16 protein-coding genes are annotated in these 21,855 nt (G+C 66.8%); 15 read left to right on the top strand and 1 reads right to left on the bottom strand.

Annotated features, from left to right (window positions below; genetic code table 11):
- Positions 1-150: 150 nt before the first annotated feature.
- From ABZZ38_RS21140 to ABZZ38_RS21090, 11 genes are all read left to right on the top strand, one after another.
- Positions 151-1,485, top strand: a complete 1,335-nt coding sequence (locus ABZZ38_RS21140) for a hypothetical protein (protein WP_356742085.1) — start codon at positions 151-153, stop codon at positions 1,483-1,485.
- A gap of 2 nt (positions 1,486-1,487) precedes the next feature.
- Entirely contained in the window at positions 1,488-2,393 is a 906-nt protein-coding gene (locus tag ABZZ38_RS21135; RefSeq protein WP_356742082.1) for a ParB N-terminal domain-containing protein, read from the top strand.
- A 25-nt stretch (positions 2,394-2,418) separates the two neighbouring features.
- Positions 2,419-2,952: a hypothetical protein gene (locus ABZZ38_RS21130; protein ID WP_356742079.1), complete on the top strand. Its 534-nt coding sequence runs from the start codon at positions 2,419-2,421 to the stop codon at positions 2,950-2,952.
- Between the two features lie 23 nt (positions 2,953-2,975).
- A complete protein-coding gene (locus ABZZ38_RS21125; RefSeq protein ID WP_356742075.1) occupies positions 2,976-4,442 on the top strand; it encodes a terminase family protein in 1,467 nt (488 codons plus the stop codon).
- Between the two features lie 96 nt (positions 4,443-4,538).
- A complete protein-coding gene (locus tag ABZZ38_RS21120; protein WP_356742071.1) occupies positions 4,539-5,303 on the top strand; it encodes an HNH endonuclease in 765 nt (254 codons plus the stop codon).
- 123 nt (positions 5,304-5,426) lie between these two features.
- Positions 5,427-7,136 carry a hypothetical protein gene (locus ABZZ38_RS21115; RefSeq protein ID WP_356742066.1) on the top strand — a complete coding sequence of 570 codons (1,710 nt, stop codon included), beginning with the start codon at positions 5,427-5,429 and terminating at the stop codon, positions 7,134-7,136.
- Positions 7,137-7,263: 127 nt separating this feature from the next.
- Complete coding sequence (locus tag ABZZ38_RS21110) at positions 7,264-7,971, top strand: hypothetical protein (protein WP_356742062.1); 708 nt, start codon at positions 7,264-7,266, stop codon at positions 7,969-7,971.
- Positions 7,972-8,076: 105 nt separating this feature from the next.
- A complete protein-coding gene (locus ABZZ38_RS21105) occupies positions 8,077-8,493 on the top strand; it encodes a head decoration protein (RefSeq protein ID WP_306501640.1) in 417 nt (138 codons plus the stop codon).
- A 16-nt stretch (positions 8,494-8,509) separates the two neighbouring features.
- Entirely contained in the window at positions 8,510-9,559 is a 1,050-nt protein-coding gene (locus tag ABZZ38_RS21100) for a major capsid protein (RefSeq protein ID WP_356742059.1), read from the top strand.
- Positions 9,559-9,858, top strand: a complete 300-nt coding sequence (locus tag ABZZ38_RS21095) for a hypothetical protein (RefSeq protein ID WP_356742057.1) — start codon at positions 9,559-9,561, stop codon at positions 9,856-9,858. The genes ABZZ38_RS21100 and ABZZ38_RS21095 overlap by 1 nt, the downstream gene beginning before the upstream one ends.
- A gap of 71 nt (positions 9,859-9,929) precedes the next feature.
- A complete protein-coding gene (locus ABZZ38_RS21090) occupies positions 9,930-10,250 on the top strand; it encodes a hypothetical protein (protein WP_356742055.1) in 321 nt (106 codons plus the stop codon).
- A gap of 668 nt (positions 10,251-10,918) precedes the next feature.
- Here ABZZ38_RS21090 and ABZZ38_RS21085 read toward each other — a convergent pair.
- Complete coding sequence (locus tag ABZZ38_RS21085) at positions 10,919-11,440, bottom strand: VUT family protein (RefSeq protein WP_356742053.1); 522 nt, start codon at positions 11,438-11,440, stop codon at positions 10,919-10,921.
- A gap of 554 nt (positions 11,441-11,994) precedes the next feature.
- Here ABZZ38_RS21085 and dpdE point away from each other — a divergent pair.
- Genes dpdE through dpdH form a run of 4 tightly spaced genes read left to right on the top strand, consistent with a single transcriptional unit; the run spans position 11,995 to position 21,847 of the window.
- A complete protein-coding gene (dpdE, locus tag ABZZ38_RS21080; RefSeq protein ID WP_356742048.1) occupies positions 11,995-15,279 on the top strand; it encodes a protein DpdE in 3,285 nt (1,094 codons plus the stop codon).
- Positions 15,272-17,872, top strand: coding sequence for a protein DpdF (dpdF, locus tag ABZZ38_RS21075; protein ID WP_356742045.1), 2,601 nt, complete (start codon positions 15,272-15,274; stop codon positions 17,870-17,872). Before dpdE ends, dpdF begins: the two co-directional genes overlap by 8 nt.
- Positions 17,872-18,783, top strand: coding sequence for a protein DpdG (dpdG, locus tag ABZZ38_RS21070; protein WP_356742043.1), 912 nt, complete (start codon positions 17,872-17,874; stop codon positions 18,781-18,783). Before dpdF ends, dpdG begins: the two co-directional genes overlap by 1 nt.
- Positions 18,776-21,847, top strand: coding sequence for a protein DpdH (gene dpdH / locus ABZZ38_RS21065; RefSeq protein WP_356742041.1), 3,072 nt, complete (start codon positions 18,776-18,778; stop codon positions 21,845-21,847). Before dpdG ends, dpdH begins: the two co-directional genes overlap by 8 nt.
- Positions 21,848-21,855: the final 8 nt, after the last annotated feature.

Raw genomic sequence — 21,855 nt, 5'->3', positions numbered from 1 at the left:
CAGGCCACCTTGATCTGAGCCTCCGAACCGCGCCCCAAACATTGTTTAAATTATTTCACGGGCTGCCTGCTCCTTGTTTAAGGTTCCAGCGCAGCCCCCGGCCCCGGCACCCCGCCGGGGCCGGGCGCTGTCGTTCGTCGGGAGGCGAAGATGTTCCAGGGCACCATCCCGGGCCCCATGCGCTCCATCGTGCGCGAGACCGCCAGCCAGTGGCCGCGCGGCCCGGTGTACGTCCCGTGCTGCGGGAACTTCACCATCGAGCGCAGCGTGGCCGGCATGGGCTTCGCCCTCCACTCCTCCGACGTCTCCATCTACACCAGCGCCGTCGGCCGGTGGCTCACCCGCCAGCCGGTCGGCATCCAGCTCCGCGAGGAGAGCCGAGACGAACTCGGCTGGCTCGCGGACTCCTTGGATGATGGCGTCGGCACCGTCGCCACGCTCATGCTCGGCACCCGGTTCCTTGCCAGCGTCGGCCGCGAGGGGCTGTGGCACGAGCGGGTCGTCCGCTCCTACCGGGAGCAATGGAAGGCCAAGCACGCGGAGACCGTCGAGCGGTTGTCCGGCTCCGACGTCGAGCTGGCCTCGTACGAGGTGGAAGACGTGCGGCCCTGGCTCCAGAAAGTCCCCCGCGACGCTCCAGTGTGCTCCTTCCCTCCCTTTTACGGCGGCGGCTACGAGAAGCTGTACGAGCCGCTGGAGGCACACTTCACCTGGGAAGCACCCGAGTACGAGCCGCTGTCCGACGACGACGTGGTCAGCGTGCTCGGCGCGATCACGGACCGGCCGTACTGGCTGACCGCCTCCAACCACGACGTTCCCGACCTGTACCCGTACCTGCGCGGCGTGATCAAGGCCACGCCGCGCGCCGCTCCCTTCTACGTGTACGCCAGCAAAGCCCCGACGAGGATCGTCGCCCCGCGCCAGCCGATCGAGCCGGTGAAGATCCCCCGCCTGCGGGAGGGCGACGAACTGGTCGGCCCGCTGCGCCTGTCGTTGCTGAAGCCCGGCCAGTTCAACGCGCTGCGCTCCCGGTACCTCAACCCGCGCATCGCTCCAGGCGCGGCGAACCTGGCCGTCGCGGTGAAGGACGGCCGCGGGCGGCTGCTCGGCGTGTTCGCGATGGCCCCAAGCACGTTCACGCCGGACGAGGCATACGTGCTCTCGGACTTTGCTGTCGCGCCGACCGACTACCCGCGGCTGTCGAAGCTGATCGTGCTCACAGCCATGTCCAGCGAGGCGCAGTTGCTGTGCCAGCGGGCGTTCTCGCGGCGGATCCGGCGGGTGGCGACGACCGCATTCAGCAACAACCCGGTGTCGATGAAGTACCGCGGGCTGCTGCGGCTGCACAAACGCAGCCCGTCAAACGAGGACGGCTGGAAGTTCCAGCTCCAGTACCAGGGGGCGATGGGCCAGCACACGCTGGCCGACGCCCTTGAGATGTGGGCGAAGCGGTGGGGCGCCCCGACGACGAAGACGGGAGTCTGATCTTGGAGACCGAGTCCACTCGGCTCGCCCCGCCGCAGATGGTGCAGGGTGACCCGCGCACGCTGACGCTGCTCGACGTCAACGCGCGGTTCCTGCCGCACGAGCAGTTCCGGCAGCTCGTGGCGAACATCGAGCGTGACGGCTGCTTGACCTCGACGCCGCTGGTGTGGAACGACCGCGACACGGGGCGGCTGGTCGTCCTGTCCGGCAACCACCGCACGCTCGCAGCGATCGAGGCCGGCCTGTCGCAGATCTGGTGGATGCAGATAGACGAGCCGCTGCCCCGCCAGCGGCAGATCGCTCTCCAGCTCTCGCACAATGCCATCGCAGGCCAGGACGATCCGGCGATCCTCAAGGAGTTGTACGACGAGCTGGAGTCGGTGGAGTGGCGGCAGTACACGGGCCTGGACGACAAGGCCCTTGACCTGCTGGAGAAGGTGGACGTCGCCTCCCTGGGCGAGGCGAACCTAGACTTTGCCAGCGTGCAGTTCATGTTCCTGCCCGCCGAGCTGGAGCGGGCGGAGGCCGCGTTCGACGCGGCCCGCTCCACGGCGACGGCGGACCAGCGATGGGTGGCCGGACTGGAGCAGTACGAGCCGGTGCTCGATGCGCTGGAGACCTCCCGAGCCGCGTACAAGATCGGTAACAGCGCGACCGCGCTCGGCGTGATCCTCACAGTGTTCGAGCGGCACCTGGGCGAGCTGGCCGAGGGCTGGTTCGACGCGGCGGCCGGAGATGCGACCCGGGCGGGGACGGCGCCGCTGGAGACGGTGTTCGGCGTGCGCGACCTCCCAGTGGAGACGGCGGCCATCGTGCGGGCGGCCATCGACCGGATGGTGCAGGACGGCACTGTGCCGGCCGACGAGCCGTGGCGGGCGCTGGAAGTCCTGGCCGCACAGAGCAACTAGTCGGCCGTCAGCCAGGAGGTGAGCGGTGGCCGAGGGCACCGTGGAGTCCTGGGAGCGGCAGAGCGGGGAGTCGGTCCAGGCGTTCGAGGCGTTCGCCGTGTACCGCGACCTCGGCCCAGCGCGGAGTGTCACGAAGGCGGCACAGGAGTTGGATAAGTCTCGGTCGCTGTTGGGCCGGTGGTCGCGGCAGTTCGCATGGGTCATGAGGGCGGCGGCCTACGACCGGGAGCAGGATCGGCTGTTCCTCGCGGAGCAGGCGCAGGCGCGACGGGACATCGCCCGCAGGCACGCGAAGTTGGCACAGGCTGTGCAGAGCAAGGCCGTCGCGCGGCTCCAGACGCTCGACCCGCGGGAGCTGTCGCCGTCGGAGCTGCTGCGCTACATCCAGGTCGCGGCGGAGATCGAGAGGCGGGCCGTGGGTGAGGCACCGGCGGCCGGAGCGGTCGAGGACCGGGACCAGGGCGTGGACGTGGCCTCTCTGTCGGACGAGGAACGCCGGGCGCGGATGGATCAGCTGCGCCGGGAGCTGGAGCGCCGGTTGTCGGAGGGCGCGCAGTGAGCCGGGGCCGGGCGAAGCGCCGCGTGATCGAGGGTTTCGCGGACCCGTCGGTGATGAGCGACGAGCAGTTGAAGGCCGAGGTCGCGGCACTGGTACGGGCTGATGAGCTGTCGGCGCGGCGGTGGGCGTGCGCGGTCCCGAACTGCGACGGTCTGCCACACGCGGGCTGGCTGCATCACCATGCCCGTGCGGCGCAGCGTCAGCCGCTGTGGCTGTGGACGGTGTGGATGCTGCTCACCGGCCGTGGCTGGGGCAAGTCGCGGACGGCGGCGGAGACGGTGAGGGAATGGGCGCAGACACCAGGTCTTCAGATCGCGGTGGTGGCGAAGAACGCCACACTGGTGCGGGATATCTGCTTCGAGTCCCCGAAGTCGGGGCTGTTGTCGGTGTTCCCGCCGGAGGAGGTGGCGAAGTACAACTCCAGCCTGGGTGAGACGACGCTCCGGTTGACGAACGGCACGCTGATCCGGGGGTTCGGCGCGGAGACGCCGGACAACCTGCGCGGCTGGGCGTTCGACAAGGCGTGGTGCGACGAGTACGCGGCCTGGTCGCGGCATACCGCGCAAGAGGTCTACGACATGCTGTGGTTCTGCCTGCGTGAGGCGGACACCCCGCAGGTCGTCATCTCCACGACGCCGAAGCCGCTCCCGCACGTCAAACGGCTGGTCGAGCGTGGCCGTGCCCAGCAGAAGGCGCACCTGGAGGGCGGGGCGCCGCCGCGGGTGGTGCTGACCCTCGGGCACATGCGGGAGAACGACGCGAACCTGTCGGCGGCGGCCCGAGAGGAGCTGGAGGAGGAGTACGCCGGCACCCGGCTGGGGCGGCAGGAGCTGTCCGGCGAGCTACTCGAGGACGTGGAGGGCGCGCTGTGGAAGGGCTGGATGCTGGAGGTCGAGGGCTTCCGGCCCCGCCCCGAGCATCTGCCGGACCTCCAGCGCGTGGTGGTCTCCGTCGATCCGGCCACGAAGTCGCACGAGAACGCGGACATGACCGCGTTCACCGTGGCGGGGCGCGGGTTCCCAGTGGAGACGATGTTCGGGGACGACCGGCCCCGCGGGTACCTGCTGCACTGCGAGCAGGACCGGCACACGCCGACGCAGGCGATGAAGAGGGCAGCCGAGCTGTACCACGAGCACCGTGCGGACTGTGTGGTCATTGAGGCGAACAACGGCGGCGACTACCTGCCCGCGCTGCTGGAGCAGGTGGACCCGACGGTGAACTGGCGGATCGTTCATGCAACCCGCGGGAAGCGGGCGCGGGCGGCGCCGGCGGCGCAGCTGTACGAGCAGGCCAGAGTGTCGCATGTCGGTCCGGCCCGGCGGTTCGCGGAGCTGGAGGAGCAGATGACGACGTTTGTCGGCCAGGGCGAGACGGAGGACTCGCCCGACCTGCTGGACTCGGCGGTGTGGGCGTTGTGGGACCTGTTCCTGGATCCGACGATGCCGCCTCCGCGTGGTGGGGATGACCAGCGGCTCGCTGGCCGGCGGTAGTTGAGCCAAGGCCGTTGTCAGCGGGCTGTGGCAGCGTTGCGAGTTGATCGGCGATGGACAGGCAGGGAGTCGGGGATGGCGGGGGAAGCTCGGGAGATGCCGGAATGGCTGGAGAGCGGCCGGACCGTTGGGGTTCCGGCCGTGGCGTCGGTCGTGGACGCCCGCAAGATGAGATTTCGCCGTGAGGGCGTGCTCGGCCGGTTCGGGGTGGGCATGAAGAGCGTGATGAGTCTGCCCACCGGGACGGGGAAGACCGCGACTGCTGTGGCGGTGGCGATCGAGATGGCCAGGCAGGGCCAGAGGCTGACGCTCGTGGTCAAGGACCGTGCCGAACAGGAGGCGGTCGAAGCACAGCTGAAGGCCGCATGGGCTGGGCTGGATGAGGCGACAGGTGATCAGGCCGCACCGGACAGCTTCCGTCTGGTTCCCGAACCGTACGCACCCCGACGGTTGCGTGCTCGCCCCACCCCGGAAGCCGCGTACCGGGCGTTGTGTATGAGGGCGGCGGAATGGGAGGAGTCCGGGCGGGATCAGGAGCGGCGGGCCGTGGCGGGAGACCGACGTGTCCGGAATCCCGCAGCACGTCGGGCGGTGGTCATCCGAAGTGGGGGAAGGTGCGAGAACCCAGAGTGCTTGCTGCCGGACCTCCCGTACCGGACGCAGGCCGGGGAGCCGCTGCTGGAGGTCGACCACATCGATGACCACGCTGACGGCGGTCGGGATCACCCGGCGGCGATGATCGCCCTGTGCCCGAACTGCCACCGCAACAAGACGCACGGCGCGGAGCGGGCCGCGCTTACCGAACGCCTACGCAAGGTGGCGGCAAAGCGACATGCCACCTGGGCGGCCAGTCTCATGTAGCTGGGTCGTAGGGTTCGCTGGACTATAGGCTGATCAACGGCGCGGGGCCGACGTCCGGAGGAGATTGTGGGCCTGCGCCAACTCGTGATCGATGCGTGGTCGTGGCTGAACTACAAGCCTGTGATGGCCGATGCCGGGCGTCCCGGCAGCCGCGCGTTTCCGGAGCTGGCCAAGACGTGGGTCCCGCCGCAGGAGCTACGGCGGCTGGCCGCATACAAGGTGTTGGCGGCGTACGACAGCAACCAGGCCGGACAGCTCGCGGCGGCCAGTGGCGACGAGAGCGCGCTGGAGCGACGGGAGCTGGGCGACGCGGCGAACCTCGTAGACACCGCGCTCGGCTACCTCCTCGGTTCAGAACAGAAGGTCGCGGTCGAGGGCGCGGAGCACGCCGATGAGGAGACGCCGACGCCCGGTGCGGCGGAGGCCGCCGCGGTGCAGGACCGGTTGCGGAAGTGGGCGGACAAGGAGCTGCTGACGTTCCGGGTGCAGCAGGCGGAGCGGGCGGCGGTGCTGCTCGGGGACAGCGTGATGGTGCTGGCGTGGAACCCGCAGAAGCAGCGGCCGACGCTGCGGGTCTACGATCCGGGGTTCTTCTTCCCGCAGTGGGGCGATGAGGATAAGGACTTCCCGAGCCGCGTGCATCTGGCGTGGGAGCTGCCGGCGGACGACGACGCAGGGTTGAAGGCCAGGGTGCGCCGGGTGACGTACGAGCTGGGTCCGATCTTCGAGGACGAGCCCGACGGCGACGTCGGCGCTGCGGCTGGTGGACGGCAGTACCCGTGGGAGCCGGGGCGGACGTCCAACATGACGTGCTATCTCACGGACGCGGAGTGGCTGCTGGAGGACCTGAAGAACGGTGAGACGCTAGACCGGCTGCCGATGGACAAGGCACGTTTCCGGGTGAGATCGGACGGCACGGAGCTGAACCGGCTGGATCTGATGATCGACTTTGTGCCGGTGGTGCACATCGCGAACACGATCCCGGACGGCGGGGAGCAGTGGGGGCGCTCGATTCTGGCTCGGGTTCTGCAGGCGCTCGATGAGCTCGCGGCCACGGACTCGGACAGCTCCGCGGCCTCCGCGACAACGGGCACGCCGATCATCGGCCTCGCGGGTGCGCGGCTGCCGGTGGACCGGGCAACGGGCAAGCCACAGGAGCTTCAGGTGAAGGCCGGTGCGGTGTGGCAACTCGGCGAAACCGGGCGGATGGATGCCCTGGACACGTCGCCGCAGCTGGCCGAACTGCGGGCGCGCGTGGATCACCTGCTGGAGCGGGTCGCGGCCAACTCGCGGGTGACGGCGGCCGGGCTCGGGACGCTGGAGGCCACGGAGGTGCCGTCGGGGTACGCGCTGAAGCTGGCTCTGGGGCCGCTGGATGCTCTGATCGGCATGATGCGGCTCGCCCGTGAACATAAGTACCGGCTGCTCTTCAAGATGGTGCAGCGGCTGTACCAGGCCGGGCGTGCGGAGGGCTGGGCTGCTGGGGAGACGCTGCCAGCGCGGCTGGCGTGGGCGCCGCACACGCCGACGGACCGGGGCGCGGTGCTGGAGGAGGTCGTCAAGGCGTACGGGGCGGGGGTGCTGTCGCTGGAGACGGCGGTGGCGATGCTGCTGGAGGCCGGGTACCCGATCAAGGACGCCTCGCAGGAGGTGGAGCGGATCCGGGCTAAGGCGGAGCAGGAGGCCGCGGTGCGGATGGCGGAGGCCGCTGCTCGGCGCGAGCGCGACGAGGATGACGGTGACCAGGAGGAGGACGACGGGTCGGGGTCGGCCGGGGTGAGGAAGCCGGTGGGGAAGGTGGGCGAGCGGGAGCCGGTGGAGGCGGGCCGGTGACGCGGCCTCGGGGTGGTGCCTTCCTTGTTCGACGCCATCCTGGGGGCAGTCGGAGAGGGCTCGTGGCCGTGTCGGTGCAGGTGGCTACACTGGCTGTCAGCGCGGGGGCGCGCTCTGGAGGAAATGTATGGTCCGGCCCCTGCCGCCTCGCCGTCCTGTCGGCCATCGCTGTGACGGGCGGCCGATCTACCCGATTCTTGGTGCCTCCTCGGAGGACGAGACGAACGACCAGCTCGACGACGCCACGGACAGCGGCGGCCAGGAGCAGCAGGTCACGGTCACCCAGGACCGGTTGGGCAAGATGCTCACCCGCGAGAAGGCACAGGGCGAACGGGCCGCGATCAAACGGCTGTTGTCCACGCGCGGGTTCGACTCCCCGAAGGCACTTACCGAGTTCGTGACCGCGCAGCGCGAGGCAGAGCAGGCCGCGCTGTCGGAGGTGGAGCGTCGGGAACAGGCGGCTGCCGAGCGGGAGTTGCAGGCTGCACGCCGGGAGGAGCTGGCCGCCGAGCGGGAGAGGGCGGCGCTTCGCCGGGCCGCGCTGGTGGCGCTCGGTGCGGAGGGTGACGACTTGGTGGACGCGGAGCGTCTGCTGGCCGTGGATGAGGAGGACGCGGACGAGGCGCAGATCCAGTCGGCGGCCGAGGCCCTGCGGGCACGTCGCCCTGAGTTGTTCGGCGGGGTCCGCGCGCTTGTGGCGGCCGCCCCTGCGGGCGCACCGGCCGGTCGCGGCCCGATCCGTACGGCCGCGGTGTCCAGGCCCGGTTCGGCCGGGTTGGAGATAGCCAAGCGCCGTGGCCTGATCCCGGAGTTCAGCGACTCCGCAGCCCGATAGACCGGGCCCAGACCTCGGGGGACCACGCCCCCTGAACTTCGTGGACGGCATCGCCTCCGAGGGCGGTGTGCGGAATCTGACCGCAGCGTCCATGGAGACACGCACATGACCATCCAGCCCGTCTCGAAGTCCGAGTACACCACCGCCAACCGCGAGTGGCTGGCGTCCCTGCACGGCACCGACTCCGTCGACACCATCACCCTCGACCTGAACCTGTTCTGCGAGGGCACGCACTACGTGTGCGGCGACGGCTGTGACCCCTATGGCCGGGTGCTGTCCGGTGTGCCGGTCGGCAGGGTCGCGGAGTCCGGCCTGTACGGCCCGTACGACCCGGAGGCGCACTGCGGCCGCCAGATCCTGCGGGGCTTCGTGATCGCCGAGGCCCCGTTCGCGCCGGGCCAGACCCGTGTTCCGGCCGCGCTGCTGTGGCACGGCGCGGTGAAGGCGTCGAAGGTGCCGGGCGGCATCGACGTGTCCCAGCTTGTGTGGCACCCGCGTGCCGCGCAGATCCGCTTCGTGTGAGCGGGGGGGCTGAGCTGTGACGATTCAGGACTTGCTCAAGGACGTCTCGGTCATGGACCTGACGGCGTTCGCCAGGGCGATCCCGTCCCCGAAGGACTTCCTTCTCACCCAGACGATCTTCCCGACCGTGGAGATGCGGGAGGTGAAGTGGCGTACGAAGGACTCCGGCCGGTACGTCAACGTCGCCAAGTACCGGGCGTTCAACGCCTCGGTGCCGTTCGCGACCCGTGAGGCGTGGCAAACTTCCCGCGAGGGTGCGCTGCCCGCGCTGGGCCAGAAGCTCGTCGTCTCCGAGCAGGAGCAGATCCTGCTGGAGGCGTCGCACGGTTCGGATCAGGACCGGCTGATCGAGCTGCTGTACGACGACGTGGAACGCCATGTCGAAGCCATCCGGTCCCGGCTGGAGCTGGCCGCCGGCGACGTTCTCGTAGACGGCCGGTTCACGCTGGAACAGGAGAACGGCCTGACGCTGGAGGTGGACTGGAACGTCCCCGCCGAGAACATGCCGGTTGCCCGCATCCCGTGGTCGGACCCGGCCTCCGACCCGATCGCTGACGAGCTGCGGTGGATCCAGCACCTGGACGACATCGGCGCGCCGGAGCCGGAGCTGGTGATCACCTCCCGGAAGGCGTTCAGCTACCTGGCGGCGAACAACGCCTACAGGGCGGCCTACTACGGCAGCGTGAACCCGTCGACCACACCGACGGCCACGCTCACCCCACAGCAGATCAACGTGGTGCGCGGCAACTACAGCCTGCCGCCGATCCAGTTCTACAAGGCTCAGGTGCGGGTGGACGGGAAGCCCCGCAAGGTGCTGCCCGAGGACCTGTGGATTCTGGTGCCGCCGGAGCGGGAGAAGTGGGCGCAGACCATGTATGGGGTGACCGCGGAGGCCCTGGTGCTGTCGCGCGGGTCGAACCCGGAGATCATCCGGGAGGACGCCCCCGGCCTGATCATCACCCGAGGTGTCCAGGATGACCCCGTGCAGATCTGGACCAAGGGCGCCGCGGTCGGGATGCCGGTCATGCACACCCCGGACGCGCACATCGTGGCGAAGGTCCTGTGATGGCGGGCCGCGGGCGGCTGAAGGCCGCGGTCTATGTACAGGACCCGACCACGCGGGAGGAGCTGATCCTGTTGCCGGGCGACTGCCCGGACCCGGAGGTGGCCGTGCTGATCACCAACCCGGACGCGTGGGAGGAACCGCCGGACGACCGAGACGAGCCGGACGAGGTTGTCGCGGTGGAGAAGACGGAGCCGTCCGGGAGCAAGGAGGACGGCCAGGAGGAGACGGCTGGCGCGGGCGCGGCGCGGAAGTCCCCCGCGAGGCGGGGCGCGGGCCGTTCGGCCTCCTCGTCATCGTGACCATCCGGAGGCGGCCCGCCGCTGGGAACAGCCCGGCGGCGGGCCGCACCGCGCGGAGCAGGGAGTAGCGCGTGGACGAGGTCCAGAGATCCTGGCTGCTGGCCCAGCTCGGGCCGGACACCGATCCGGCTGACCTGGAGCGCCGGTACTTCCGGCTGCGATCGGTGCGCGCGGTCGCACTCGAGGTCCTGGGCGAACGGCGAGCGAAGCTCCTCGCGGACCCACTGAAGGTCACCGTCGACGGGGTAGTGACCATGGACCTCCAGGAGAACTTGCGAGGGATCGAGCGGCATATCGAAGTTGTACGGCAGGTGCCTGCGCCGGAGGACGAAGACGAAGCGAGCGAAACTCTGGCAGTGGCTAGGCTCGTGCCGACCCGCCGCTACAGATAGCGCGCGGACCGGGGCCACGCCGGCGAGACACTGCAGCACTTCGCCTGTGCCTCAGACCGCCCGAAGGCCGCGGGGGCAGGTGCCCCCGCGGCATGTCTCACGGTTCTACGGCCAAGGCCAGTGGCCCCAACTCGCCGCCCCGAGTACCAGGGACGCAACTGCTGTACCTGCCACAATCGCGGGCGAGATGTACACCGCGAAGACGGTGCGGCCGCCGATCAGCAGTTGTACGTTGGCGCGCCGTACATGGGCGGACGTCGACGATGGAGCCTCCGGGCCCCAGGCGTCATCCGCGGGGCCATGCCCGGGTGGCTGCTGGCTGGAGCCTGTGCCATGGTGTGTACTCACCAGTTGTCCCTTCGCATGAGCACGGCCGCCGTCTCCCTGGCCGCCAAACCTGAAGAAGACGGTGGCACGCGACACTCGGTCCCCCCGGGTTCGAGAGGACACAAAAGGGCCCCACCAGACCTAGGCATGGTGGGGCCCTCATTGATGACGCGACCGTATCGGAGACGCCAGGAGCGAGGCAAGTTGACCCTGCGACTCATGCCCTGGCGTCAATGGCCATGTATTCACGGGGAGTTGTGCTGGTACTGCGCATGCACAGGTCAGTGCACGCGGTGCCCACACCAGCACCCCGATGACGTCGCCAACGGTGCTGAGGGTGATCAGGCGCTTGCGCTCGCCTGCTTGCGGCGTCGAAGGAGGGCCAGCACGGCGATTGCAGCGAAGGTCATCCACGCCTTGCCGAGAATCTGGCCGGGCAGGTACTCGAAGGAACCGAAGGCCAACTTGAGGAAGAGGAGGCTGTCCGCGAGCAGGCCGACGGCGTTCGAGGCGAGCATCGCGATCAGCAGGCCGCGCTTCCGGAGAGGTTCGTAGACGACGAAGTCCATTGTCTCGGCCACCGCGAAGGCGGCAGCTGAGGCGCCAGCCAGCGCCGGGTCAGCAAGGAAGTACGACAGGATGGTGCCGACGGCTATGGCCGCGAGAACAGCACCACGGCCGGCGGACTCACGGGCGAGGTCCCGAAGTACCAAGGCGAGACCCACCATGTAGACCCCGGCAGGGGCGGCGTAGCCGAAGCCGACGGGGACGGCTCCGAAGTGGGTGACGGCAAGGTTGGCGGCAGGGATGGTGGCGACGTAGGCGACGAGGGTCGCGATACCGGCAGGGGCGGGGACGTTCACGGTCTTCTTTCTGTTTCGGTGATGTGGCGGTTTGCGCCGATACCACGCCGTGGACGGACAGCGAGGCGAACGCCCAGACAGTACAGCCCAGGCCACTGACATCGGCACGGCTCCCGGCCTTGGAGAGTCTGTCTGGGATTGAGTGCACTGCCGGCAGCATATGCAGACCAGGGCGGCATGAGTCGGCTACATCCGGGCGCACCAGGGTGCGCGCCTCGGGCATGCACTCGCAGGTCAGGCGGAGGTCGTTCCCCAGCGGTCGCGCGAGCGTCGTTCCTGTGCACGGCCTGCTGCGGTGGCGGTGTCACCTCTGAGCAAGACGTTGTTTCGGCCGTATTTTGCGGCGCGACGCATTTAGCGAACCAACCCGATAGGTCCATTTAGTCCCAAGTGGGTAGGTGTGTGGCGACCATAGAGGGATGCCACAGGGGCACCTACTATCCAGTATCGAAAATACATACGAATTCGCGATCTACTCCGTCGACTGCGTTGTCAGTGGATGCGCTTAAGCTCGTGCCAGTTGTTAAATCAGCAGGTGGGGGGCGAGCAGAAGGATGTCTTCGGGCTTCGCGGTTGGACACCTCGTCGAGTTCACGGGGGCTCCGGGCATCGGCCGGGTTGGCGCCATCGACGGCGAGATGCTGCGCGTCGACTTCTTCGAATCAGTAGCCGAGGAGGTCGTCCACTCCCAGCGTGTGCCGGCGAGGAGCTGCTGGCGTGCCAAACTCGAAGCAGAAACGCGGGTCTACTGGCGCGAACCGAGCACTGGAGATTGGCTCGCTGGCCGGGTCACGGGGGAGCACCTCCCGGAATACTTCATCCAGGTCCCCAACAAGAAGTGGAACGAGCGCGCGAACGAGTGCGATCTCCGAGTGCGTTGGGACCGCCCCGTTCACAATCCCCTCCAAGTCCTCACGAGTGGTGGTGGCGAGTCGGGGTTCTTCCGCGACGCTCGGCTTCCCTTCCTGCGTGATCTCGTTGCCCAACGGGCTGCTTGCGCGAACATGGCTGCGCTGCTGTCCTCGGCTGCCGAGGTCTTCCCACACCAGATCCGCGCGGCAATGACGGTGCTCGCTGACCCAGTGCAGCGATACCTCATCGCAGACGAAGTAGGCCTCGGGAAGACCATCGAGGCTGGGTTCGTCATCCGGCAGACCCTCCTGGACGATCCGCAGGCACGAATAACCGTCGTTGCCCCCGAGCCACTGCGGCGCCAGTGGGACAAGGAGCTCCGCAACAAGTTCTTCGTCGACGACTTTCCATCAGCCCGGATTGTGATCACGTCCCACGAGACGCCGGAGAAGTGGTCCGCGTACCACGACAGTGCACTTGTCGTCGTGGACGAAGCCCATGCACTGGTGCAGAACGCCGACGAGGGCCTCTCGCCCTACCGGGAGCTAGCCGCCCTGGCTCACTCCGCACCGAAGCTTCTGCTCCTGTCCGCGACCCCCGTGACTTCGCACTACACCACTCACCTCGGCCTGCTGCACCTGCTCGACCGCGACCTCTACAGCTGGGACGACCGCGAAGCTTTCGAGCACCGCTATGCCCTACGAGCCGAGTTGGCCGACAGCGTCTACGCCCTGGATGCCACCTTCACCTTCCTGCTGAGGTCCACGCTCGACGACATCCGGCGGATCCTCCCCGATGACCCCCGGTTTGAGCACCTTGCAGATCGGATCGTCGAATGTCTCACTGAGGACGATGACCTCCGCGATGAAGTAGAACCGGATGAACTCTCCCTGCGCGTAGAGGAGCTGCGGGGGCACATCAGCGAGACGTACCGCCTCCACCGCCGGGTGATCCGACACCGGCGCGACCAGGTGGAGAGGCCAGAAGACGATTCCGAAGAAGGCGAACCCTACGCTGTCCGCGGGCGGAAGCTCTCGGACGTCATCACTCTGCCGTCCACCTTCGACGCGGTCGAAAGCGCCCTTACGGAGTGGCGCATTGGCGTCTCGAGTTCCTTGCTCGATGCCGGGCTTGAAGATCAGACCACCGTGTACGCCCGCGTCCTCGGCGTCCTCATGTCCAGGACGGGCGGGCCCTTCGACGACTTCGTCGACGCCCTGCGCTGGCGAGTCCGCGGAGATGGCGAGGCGGCGCAACGAGCCGGTCTCAGTGCCCAGGAGCAGGCCATGCTCGCCGCGCCCCCTCTCATCCCCGCAGAGGTGGAAGCACTCGACGAGCTAGAGAGGCACCTCGACGAAGCAGAGGGCAACCAGCGGCTCAAGGCGACGGTCAACGCCCTCGTCCCCACTCTGAATCGCGGTGGACGCATCGTTGTCTTCTGCGGTGCGGGCGTGCTGGCGCGCCAACTCGTGGCGCACCTGCGGCGGTTGTCTCGTACAGCCTGTGTTGTGGAGCACACAGCACAAGCCGGAGCGGCAGCTTCCGAGGACGCGGTCACGAAGTGGCGCACGGCGCCGGGGACGTCCGTCCTTGTCGCCGACCACACCGCCGAGGACGGGCTGAACCTTCAGGCCGCGAGTGCCGTCGTTCATATGCGCCTGCCGTGGAACCCCAACCAGCTCGAACAACGGATCGGACGGGTTGACCGTTATCCCAGTGGCGAGTCCGTCAGCCAACTCGATAAAGCCAGCCAGTACGTGCTTAGCGCAAGCGCCGAGGATGAAGCCCTTGGCACGGCGTGGCTGAACCTGTTGCGTGACGGCTACGAGGTCTTCTCGAGGTCAGTGTCGACACTGCAGGACGCCATCGCAGAAGGCCGCGACGCTGTCTGGAGCGACGCCCTACGAGATGGCCCGTCCGGGCTCGCGTCCGCCCAGCAACGAGTTCAAGACCAGCTCCGCGAAGCGCGCCAACAGATCGAGAAGATGGACATGCTCGAAGCCATCTACCTCGATGTCGATGGCCGAGACAGCATGGTCAAGAACCTCAGGGGGCTAGAACTGGAGTGGAAGGAGATCCAGCGCGGTGTCTTCCGGTACACGAGCGCAGGATCTGGTGGTATCAACATTCGCCACTACGAGCGCACAGCCGGCAAGACCGTCTTCGACCTCGTAGGGTCACGGCCTCAGGTGCCGCCGCGGCTCTACGTGGCGCAGACCGCGGCGCTGGATCCTGCCATGGCCCAGGGCACGTTCAATCGGTCCAGGGCCCTGCGTGATCCTGGCACAAGGTTGTTCCGCATAGGCAACCCCTTCATCGACGCACTCGCCGCGTTGAGCGACATCGACGAACGTGGCCAGGCCACTGCCTACCAGCGCGTGGACCCCAGCCACATGGGTGACCCGGAGCCCTACTTCGGCTTCGACTTCCTGGTTGAGGCCGACGCCTCCGTGGCGGCAGAGGCGATGGCCAACCGGAAAGAGGTGAAAAGGGCGTTGCAGCGCCAGGCCGATCTCCTCCTTCCGCCATTCACGCGCAGAGTGTGGGTGCGGGCTGGAAGCACCGAGGCGCTGACGCTGGCCTCGGCGCTCGAATGGCTGAACGAGTCCTACGACAACCGAGAGTGCCAAAACCTGAGTGGCCAGCGGATTCGTGTTCTCATCGACGTCTTCGGTGGCTGGTCGGAGTTCCGTCATGCTGCTGAGACCGCCGAGAAGGTCGCACGCGACGAACTCTTCCGCGTCACTGACCTGAAGGCACTCTGCGCCGAGGCTCAGGAACGCGGTCGCCGACGACTCGCCGTGACTCGGGCGCAGGCAGAGGCCCGCAGGGTTGCCGGTCGCCTCCTGCGTGAGGACGAAAGCCAACTGGCAGACGTGAAGACCGCCGGTCTACTCATCGACGGCCTGATGCAGCCCAGCGTACGACTCATGGCTGCAACCTGCGTTCTCCGCGCTGGGCGAAAGGGGGCCCAGGCAAGTGCGTGACAGTTGGGCTGGGGCACAGCAACTCTTTGACGCCTGGCCGTTCGTTGTCCCGACGGAGGAGCCGGAATACGGCGGCACACTGCGACGGCTCAAGGATGCCCTCGACGGCCTGGCTGAACAGACGGCCTCGTGGCGTGACGTGGCAGCACTGACACGGCAGATCCTTCTCGAAGCTCAGGCCAGCGGAAACACCTTTGGCCTTTCAGTACCACCTGGCGCACCGCTGCCCACGCGACAACAGTGGGAACAGATGCATTGCCATGCGCTCCCGGACGGCCGTCGTGTCTTGGTCACAGCCCGGCCGTGGCACCCTGGCGGGGAAGATCAGAAGGCTGACGAAGCAGCCACGTATGACTTGGAGAAGGTCCACCTCGGGGAGAGCCTCCAAACACACCTTGAGTTGGAGCCGTGTCCTGCTGACCCCTTCTGGATCCGTGCTCTCGGAAGCGGTTACGTCCAGTACAAGTCAATCGGGCAGCGGCAAGCTGCGCGCGCTGTGGCCCTCGCAGAGCCCGGCAGCACTGTCATCGCTTGTTTGCCGACGGGCCACGGCAAGACCGCCCTCGTACAGGCTCCGGCTCTGCTCGCAAGTAACCGTACCGGTGTCACGTTGGTCGTAGTGCCGACTGTCGTGCTCGCGTTGGACATGGAACGTCGCGCCCAGGAGTTGCTGAACAGCCGCGGACGACGAAGTCCCTCCGGCCGCTACGCTTACATCGGCGGCCTCGACGAGAACCTCAAGCAACAAATACGAGAAGATATCCGTACAGGTAAACAGCGGATAGTCTTCACAAACCCTGAATCGCTCGTTTCTGGACTCAAGTCTGCACTGGAAGATGCTGCCGAGGCAGGTCACCTTCACTACTTCGTCATTGACGAGGCCCACCTCGTCGAGCAATGGGGCGAAGGCTTTCGACCTGAGTTCCAAACCATGTCCGTCCACCGTCGGACCTGGCTGAGCGCAGCACCACCCGGACGTGCACCCGTGACGGTCTGCATGAGCGCCACACTCACCGAGCAGCTGGTGACCACGCTCGAGAAACTGTTCGCCGACCCCAAGCCAGCCGAGATCGTTTGGGGCGCCCAGGTGCGCCATGAACCCAGCTACTACATCGATGCCTTCACCGACGAAGAGCAGCGCACCGAGGCAATCCTTCGTGCCATCGATCGTCTACCGAAACCACTAGCTCTGTACGTGACAGAGCGGAAAGACGCCAAGGCGTGGCTCGACCGCCTGCGCACAGCCGGCTTCGCACGAGTAGCTGACGTCGCCGGCTATTCCAGCCCCGACGAACGCCGAAGCGCAGTGGAAGGCTGGAGCGGCCGTTCCGCTTCGGGCCCTTTGCCCACCCGATACGACATCGTCGTAGGGACTTCAGCCTTCGGCCTGGGCGTAGACCTACCCGACGTCCGCAGTGTGGTGCACGCCTGCCTGCCCGAAACCGTCGACCGCTACTACCAGGAGGTAGGGCGCACAGGCCGGGACGGACGTCCGTCCGTGGCCTACCTGGCGTCCGCCCCCCGGGACGAGCCCGTCGCCGAGGGCATCAATCGGCAAGCAATCATCGGCGCAGACAAAGCGTGGTCGAGGTGGCGGTGGATGTGGACGCTCAGGGACAAGACATACCCACGTCCGCGTCACTACCTCGTCAACCTCGACTCCATCCCGGACAACGTCCACGACACCTCGGAGGCAAACCGCGACTGGAACATCCGCACCTTGAACCTCATGTTGCGCGCCGGGCTCATCGGTCTCCACGTTCCTGAGCCGCCCCAGCGACACGACGACGAACCACGCGCAGCCTTCCAGGAACGCCTCGACCGGTTCTACGAGGTGGCATCCACGCATGTGGACGTCACGCTCGAAGACACTCAGACCAACGACGAGGAGCACTTCCGGAGTCGGTTCGAAGCGGAGCGCCGGCGCTCAATCACCGCGCAGCGTCAGGCCCTAGCCGATCTCCGCACCCTGCTACGTGGCAATCGATGCACAGGCGAGGTTCTCAGCACCTACTACCGGGTCCAGCAAGGCGGTGCCCCACTGCTGACGGGGGTGAATTGCCGCGGCTGCCCCAGTTGCAGAACGACAGGCCTCCCGCAGGAGAACGGCTTCTACAAGCTGGGCGGAGACCCTCATCCACTGGTTCCAGCCCCTAGTCGGACCAGCCACGATCCACTCCGGCGCATGCGTGGCACCGCGTCCTGCCTCAGTTTGTGGTGGGGGACCGAGACGGACCGCCAGGTCAAGGTGCCTCGGCTGCTGGAGATCCTGGCCCTTCGTGGCATGAATGTGATTGGTGGGCCAGGGATCACCCCATCTCTAGCCGAAGCTCTTCAGGAGGATGTGGCACCGCGGCCGATCATCTGCGACACCGACGCGGATCTGCTCCGCTTCTACGAAGGCCCCATCGTCTGGGTTCTGGACGATGATCCCTCACCGATGGACCGGGCGCTCAAGTCGCGGCTTGACTCACCAGATGTGACCTACTTGATCCACCCGCGAAGTACGCCGGATCCGAGTCGCCCAGGCCTGGCCTTCGGTGCTCTTCATGCTCAAAGTTTCTCCGTTCAGACCGCGTTGGAGTCGTTCTGATGGCCCTGATCAACGTGGACGCCTCGCGCCCCGACCCCATGTGGGCAGTCGTCCGTCTACTGGCCCACTCGAAGAAGCCGGTACCACTCAACGGCGCCCGCGCTTTGCTGAGCCCACCGACCCTCGCATCCGGTGACAAAGACGCGTCGGAGATGTTCAACAAGGCCGTCAAGACGCTGCGGGAGCTCGGGCTGCTCCACGTCGCCGAATCCACCGGTGAGCTGACGCTCATGGGACCCGCTGAACATCTCGACGGCCAAGACTGGGACGCATTTGCGGCTGCGCTGCGCAGCGCCGTCTTCGCACCTGAGCGCAACAGTGGTCTGGGGGACAACGATGAACAGAGGGAATCCCGAGACCTCACGCGTGCCCTGGCATGGTTCCTCACGCTAGATCCCATGGGCCCTGCTGTGGACTGGGACCAGGCGCAGGACCTCATGAAGGAGACCCCTCTCAGACCCGAGGCGGGACCAGCTGTCGTGAACGCCGAGCGATGGCGGCAGTTCTGCGACTGGGCCCACGCGCTAGGGCTCGCAGCACGACCACTCCTTGCCGGCGGAGGTGGCAGTCGACTGGTACCCGACTGCACCGCCGCAGTCAGATACGTCATGCAGTGCCTATGGGAGCCGGGCCGCCAGGTGAATGCCGTAACAGCCGTACGAAGCGTCCGCGCGCATTTGCCGGTACTCTCCAGCGGCCAATACTCCCTGGCTCTCCACCTCCCCAACCCCGGTGACCGTGTAGCGGGCCCTGCTCTCTCCTTTGCGCTGCTCCGCGGTAACGACGAGGGCTGGCTGCGCCTAGAACTCGATTCCGATGCCGCAATGGTGCTGCAGGTGAGCGATCCAGAGCAGCCCTCCAGTCCGCGCTACGTAAGCGACATCACCATCCAGGAGGCCCCCAGTGCCTGACTTCCGCGGAAAGGTCTGCTGGGACCCCGCAACGGCTGCCAACACCATCAGCGTTGAAGCCATCTCCCCATCTGCGGCCGTGTTTCGGGCCACTCATGCGCCGTTGCGGATCCAGCGAGCGCGGCTCGACGGCCGGCAACTCGTGCTTGAGGGGCAGCCGGTCGACGAGCGGACGGTTCTTCACGACTTCCTGAATCATGAGTCCAACAGCGGCGCACTCCTTATGCCCATCGTGGGCGAGTCCGGGTCGGGAAAGTCTCACCTCGTCCGATGGGTCCGCGAGCACCTCGAACTGGTCGACGACGGGCGCCGTGATCGCGAGATCATCTACCTTGAGAAGCACAGAACAAGCCTCAAGGCAGTGGTGCAAAGCCTGATCGCCAAGGCAGACAGTGACGAACTGAAGCAACTCAAAGCGGAGATCGACAAATTTACCGCTGACATCGACGCATCAGTGCTGGCTCGGCGGCTGATCCACTCCCTCAACGAGACCCTCGTAGCCGAGACCGGCCGCGGCGTCTCGGGGCCCGCACGGCAACTCTTCGGCCCTCATGGTCTCGGAGCACTCCTTGACGATCCGCACGTCAGCGAATTCATGCTCCAGCCCGAGAAGTTTGTTCCACAACTGGCCACGTACCTCCTACGAGACCGCACCAAGGGTGACAAAGATCGCCCGCCGAAGTTCACCGTCGATGATCTCCCGCTAGACATCACAGATGTCAGCAAGGCTTCGGCGCTGGCCAAGAAGTGGGTACAGGTTCTCAGCGCCAAGGCCGAACTCCAGGAAATCGCGATCGACCTCCTGAACGAGCACTTGGAGACTGCGATCAATCGCAGCTTCAACCTTGGGATGGGCCGCTTGCTGGAAGCGATGACCCTTGTCCGCGAGGAGTACCACCGACAGGGCAAAGAGATCATTCTCCTCATCGAAGACTTTGCTCTCATCCAGGGCGTACAGAAGGACCTACTGGACGCCCTTGTCGAAGCCGCCCACCGTGAGGGGGCGACACGGCTAGCCCCCATCCGCACCCTTATGGCGGTAACGACTGGCTACTTCCGTGACCTGCCAGAGACCGCCCTCACCCGTGTACAAGCAAACCTGGGCTACGCGTATGACCTCGACGTGCCCTTCAGCGAAGAAGACACCGGCGAAGAAGCCATCGCTTCATTCGTTGGCCGCTACCTCAACGCCGCGCGCATCGGCAAGGATCGATTGGAGCAGGTAGGCGGTGCCGAGCCGCCGAACGCGTGTGATGCCTGCCCCCTGCAGCCGCGTTGCCACGACGCGTTTGGAGCATCAGCGGATGGATTCGGGCTCTACCCCTTCAACCGCTCAGCCCTGACTCGCATGGTCCACTCCACCGCTTCGAAGGATGAACCGTGGGGGTTCGTCCCCCGAACGGTGCTCGGAAGTGTGGTGCGGCCCATTCTCATTGAGCACGCTGGATCGCTGCGGCGTGGGGAGTTTCCCGATGCGGCCTTCTCCGAAGGCTTCCCCACCGCTGACATCGACACGACGCTTGACACAACCGTGCGATCGTTGATCGATACCAACGATCAGGTGGCCGGCCCACGCCGGAAGCTGATCCTTGAATTCTGGGGCGACGCGGCTGCTCAGGGCATCGAAATCGATCCCACGGTGATGGAGGCCTTTGCTCTCAGCCCCATGGCTGCTGGAGCCCAAACCCCTCTGAAGCAGCCACGGCGTGAAGCTGAGCCTTCCCCCCAACCCAGGGCCACGCCTGGCACTGCCAAGACGGAAGACAAGACCTATCCGCCGTCCGTTCAGCGGAGCCTTCAGAACATCGAGGAGTGGGTGACCCGCGGCGACGACCTCAAGCAGGATCACGCCCGAGCCATCCGCACAGTCATCGCCACCGCGGTAGCCGAGCGGTACCGCTGGAACGCGCCGCTCATGCAGGCGCAGAGCAACGTGAAGGAGAAGGGCTGGCCCAACAACGCCACCGTCGTCAGCATCGAAGGCTCTGCTGTCGCAGGCATTACAGGTGCCGATAGCGCGCCGATCCAGTTCAAGCGGAGCGCGACGAACAGCAGGTTCTTCCAGAGCTTGATCCGTGCGCAGTACGGGTTGGACCAAGTACGCGGTGAGGACATCCGCAGGCTCGCGACCCTGGCCGAGCGGCACGCGGGTGCGCTGGCATCCAGAGTCCAACGCAACCTGGAAGTCACCGACGACGACCTTGTGCTCGGCCTACGGGCATCCATACTCGGGGCAGTTCTTGCTGGCCGGTGCTGGCCTGGCATGAGTGTCGAAGAACTCCTGGCGGCAGCGGTGGACGACGGCGACGCTTGGGAAGGTACCGGCGTAATGTCGAGGCCGGACCGTTGGACCGCCGCCCTCAACCAGCACCTGTCGGCCCGCAGCGCCCTAGTGAAGCGTATCCGTGCCGGAATCGGCATCTCGCAGGGCAGCAGAGGAGCCGTGGGCATGATCGACGCAGCCCGGGCAATCCCTCTACTGGAAGAGGCAACAGCCACCTGGGCGTGGGAAACGCCAGCGGGCAGTATCCCCGAGTGGGTGAAGCCCGCAGTCAAACCGTTCGCGTCATGGTCCGCGCTGATCGACGGGCAAGTCACGATGCTCAAGGACTGGCTGGGCGACATCCGAATGCGGCAACCCCGCAGCACCCCAGGGAATCACACCCTGGCCAGCATCAGAACTGCCGTCGACAGGGCAAGAGAGGTCAGTCTGTCGCTGTCCGCCCAACGAGCACGTGAACTCGATACTCTCCTTGAGCGGGCAGGTGCTGTGGAGTGGTCCGCGATCTCCGCTCTGGAAGATGACCTGGGTCGGTGCTTCGACGACGATCGCCCCGAGGCGGCGCGTCTGACTGCGCGCATCCGCACGGCCGCCCAAGACCGAGGGGCCTCCATCGAAGTTATCCGGAACCTGCTTTGTGTCGCTGACGAATGGCTTGATGAGGCACTGAAGGGTGCCGAGCTGCGGGCGAGTTCGTCGGCCGCAAAGAGCGCAGCCGAGGGCGTGCAAGAACTCATCGCCGAATGGCGTTCCCTGGCAGTCGAAGGGGCTGATCAGCCGTGACTCGGATG

The organism is Streptomyces sp. NPDC006368 (assembly GCF_040612535.1).
Taxonomy (GTDB): Bacteria; Actinomycetota; Actinomycetes; order Streptomycetales; family Streptomycetaceae; genus Streptomyces.
The sequence above is the reverse complement of the archived record's forward strand: the minus strand, read 5'-3'. Positions and strand labels throughout refer to the sequence as shown.

Coding starts and splice junctions, on each gene's coding strand:
- dpdE (WP_356742048.1), top strand. CDS start 11,995: ATGTCTTCGGGCTTCGCGGTTGGACACCTCGTCGAGTTCACGGGGGCT.
- ABZZ38_RS21095 (WP_356742057.1), top strand. CDS start 9,559: ATGGCGGGCCGCGGGCGGCTGAAGGCCGCGGTCTATGTACAGGACCCG.
- ABZZ38_RS21110 (WP_356742062.1), top strand. CDS start 7,264: ATGGTCCGGCCCCTGCCGCCTCGCCGTCCTGTCGGCCATCGCTGTGAC.
- dpdG (WP_356742043.1), top strand. CDS start 17,872: ATGGCCCTGATCAACGTGGACGCCTCGCGCCCCGACCCCATGTGGGCA.
- ABZZ38_RS21140 (WP_356742085.1), top strand. CDS start 151: ATGTTCCAGGGCACCATCCCGGGCCCCATGCGCTCCATCGTGCGCGAG.
- ABZZ38_RS21105 (WP_306501640.1), top strand. CDS start 8,077: ATGACCATCCAGCCCGTCTCGAAGTCCGAGTACACCACCGCCAACCGC.
- ABZZ38_RS21120 (WP_356742071.1), top strand. CDS start 4,539: ATGCCGGAATGGCTGGAGAGCGGCCGGACCGTTGGGGTTCCGGCCGTG.
- ABZZ38_RS21115 (WP_356742066.1), top strand. CDS start 5,427: ATGGCCGATGCCGGGCGTCCCGGCAGCCGCGCGTTTCCGGAGCTGGCC.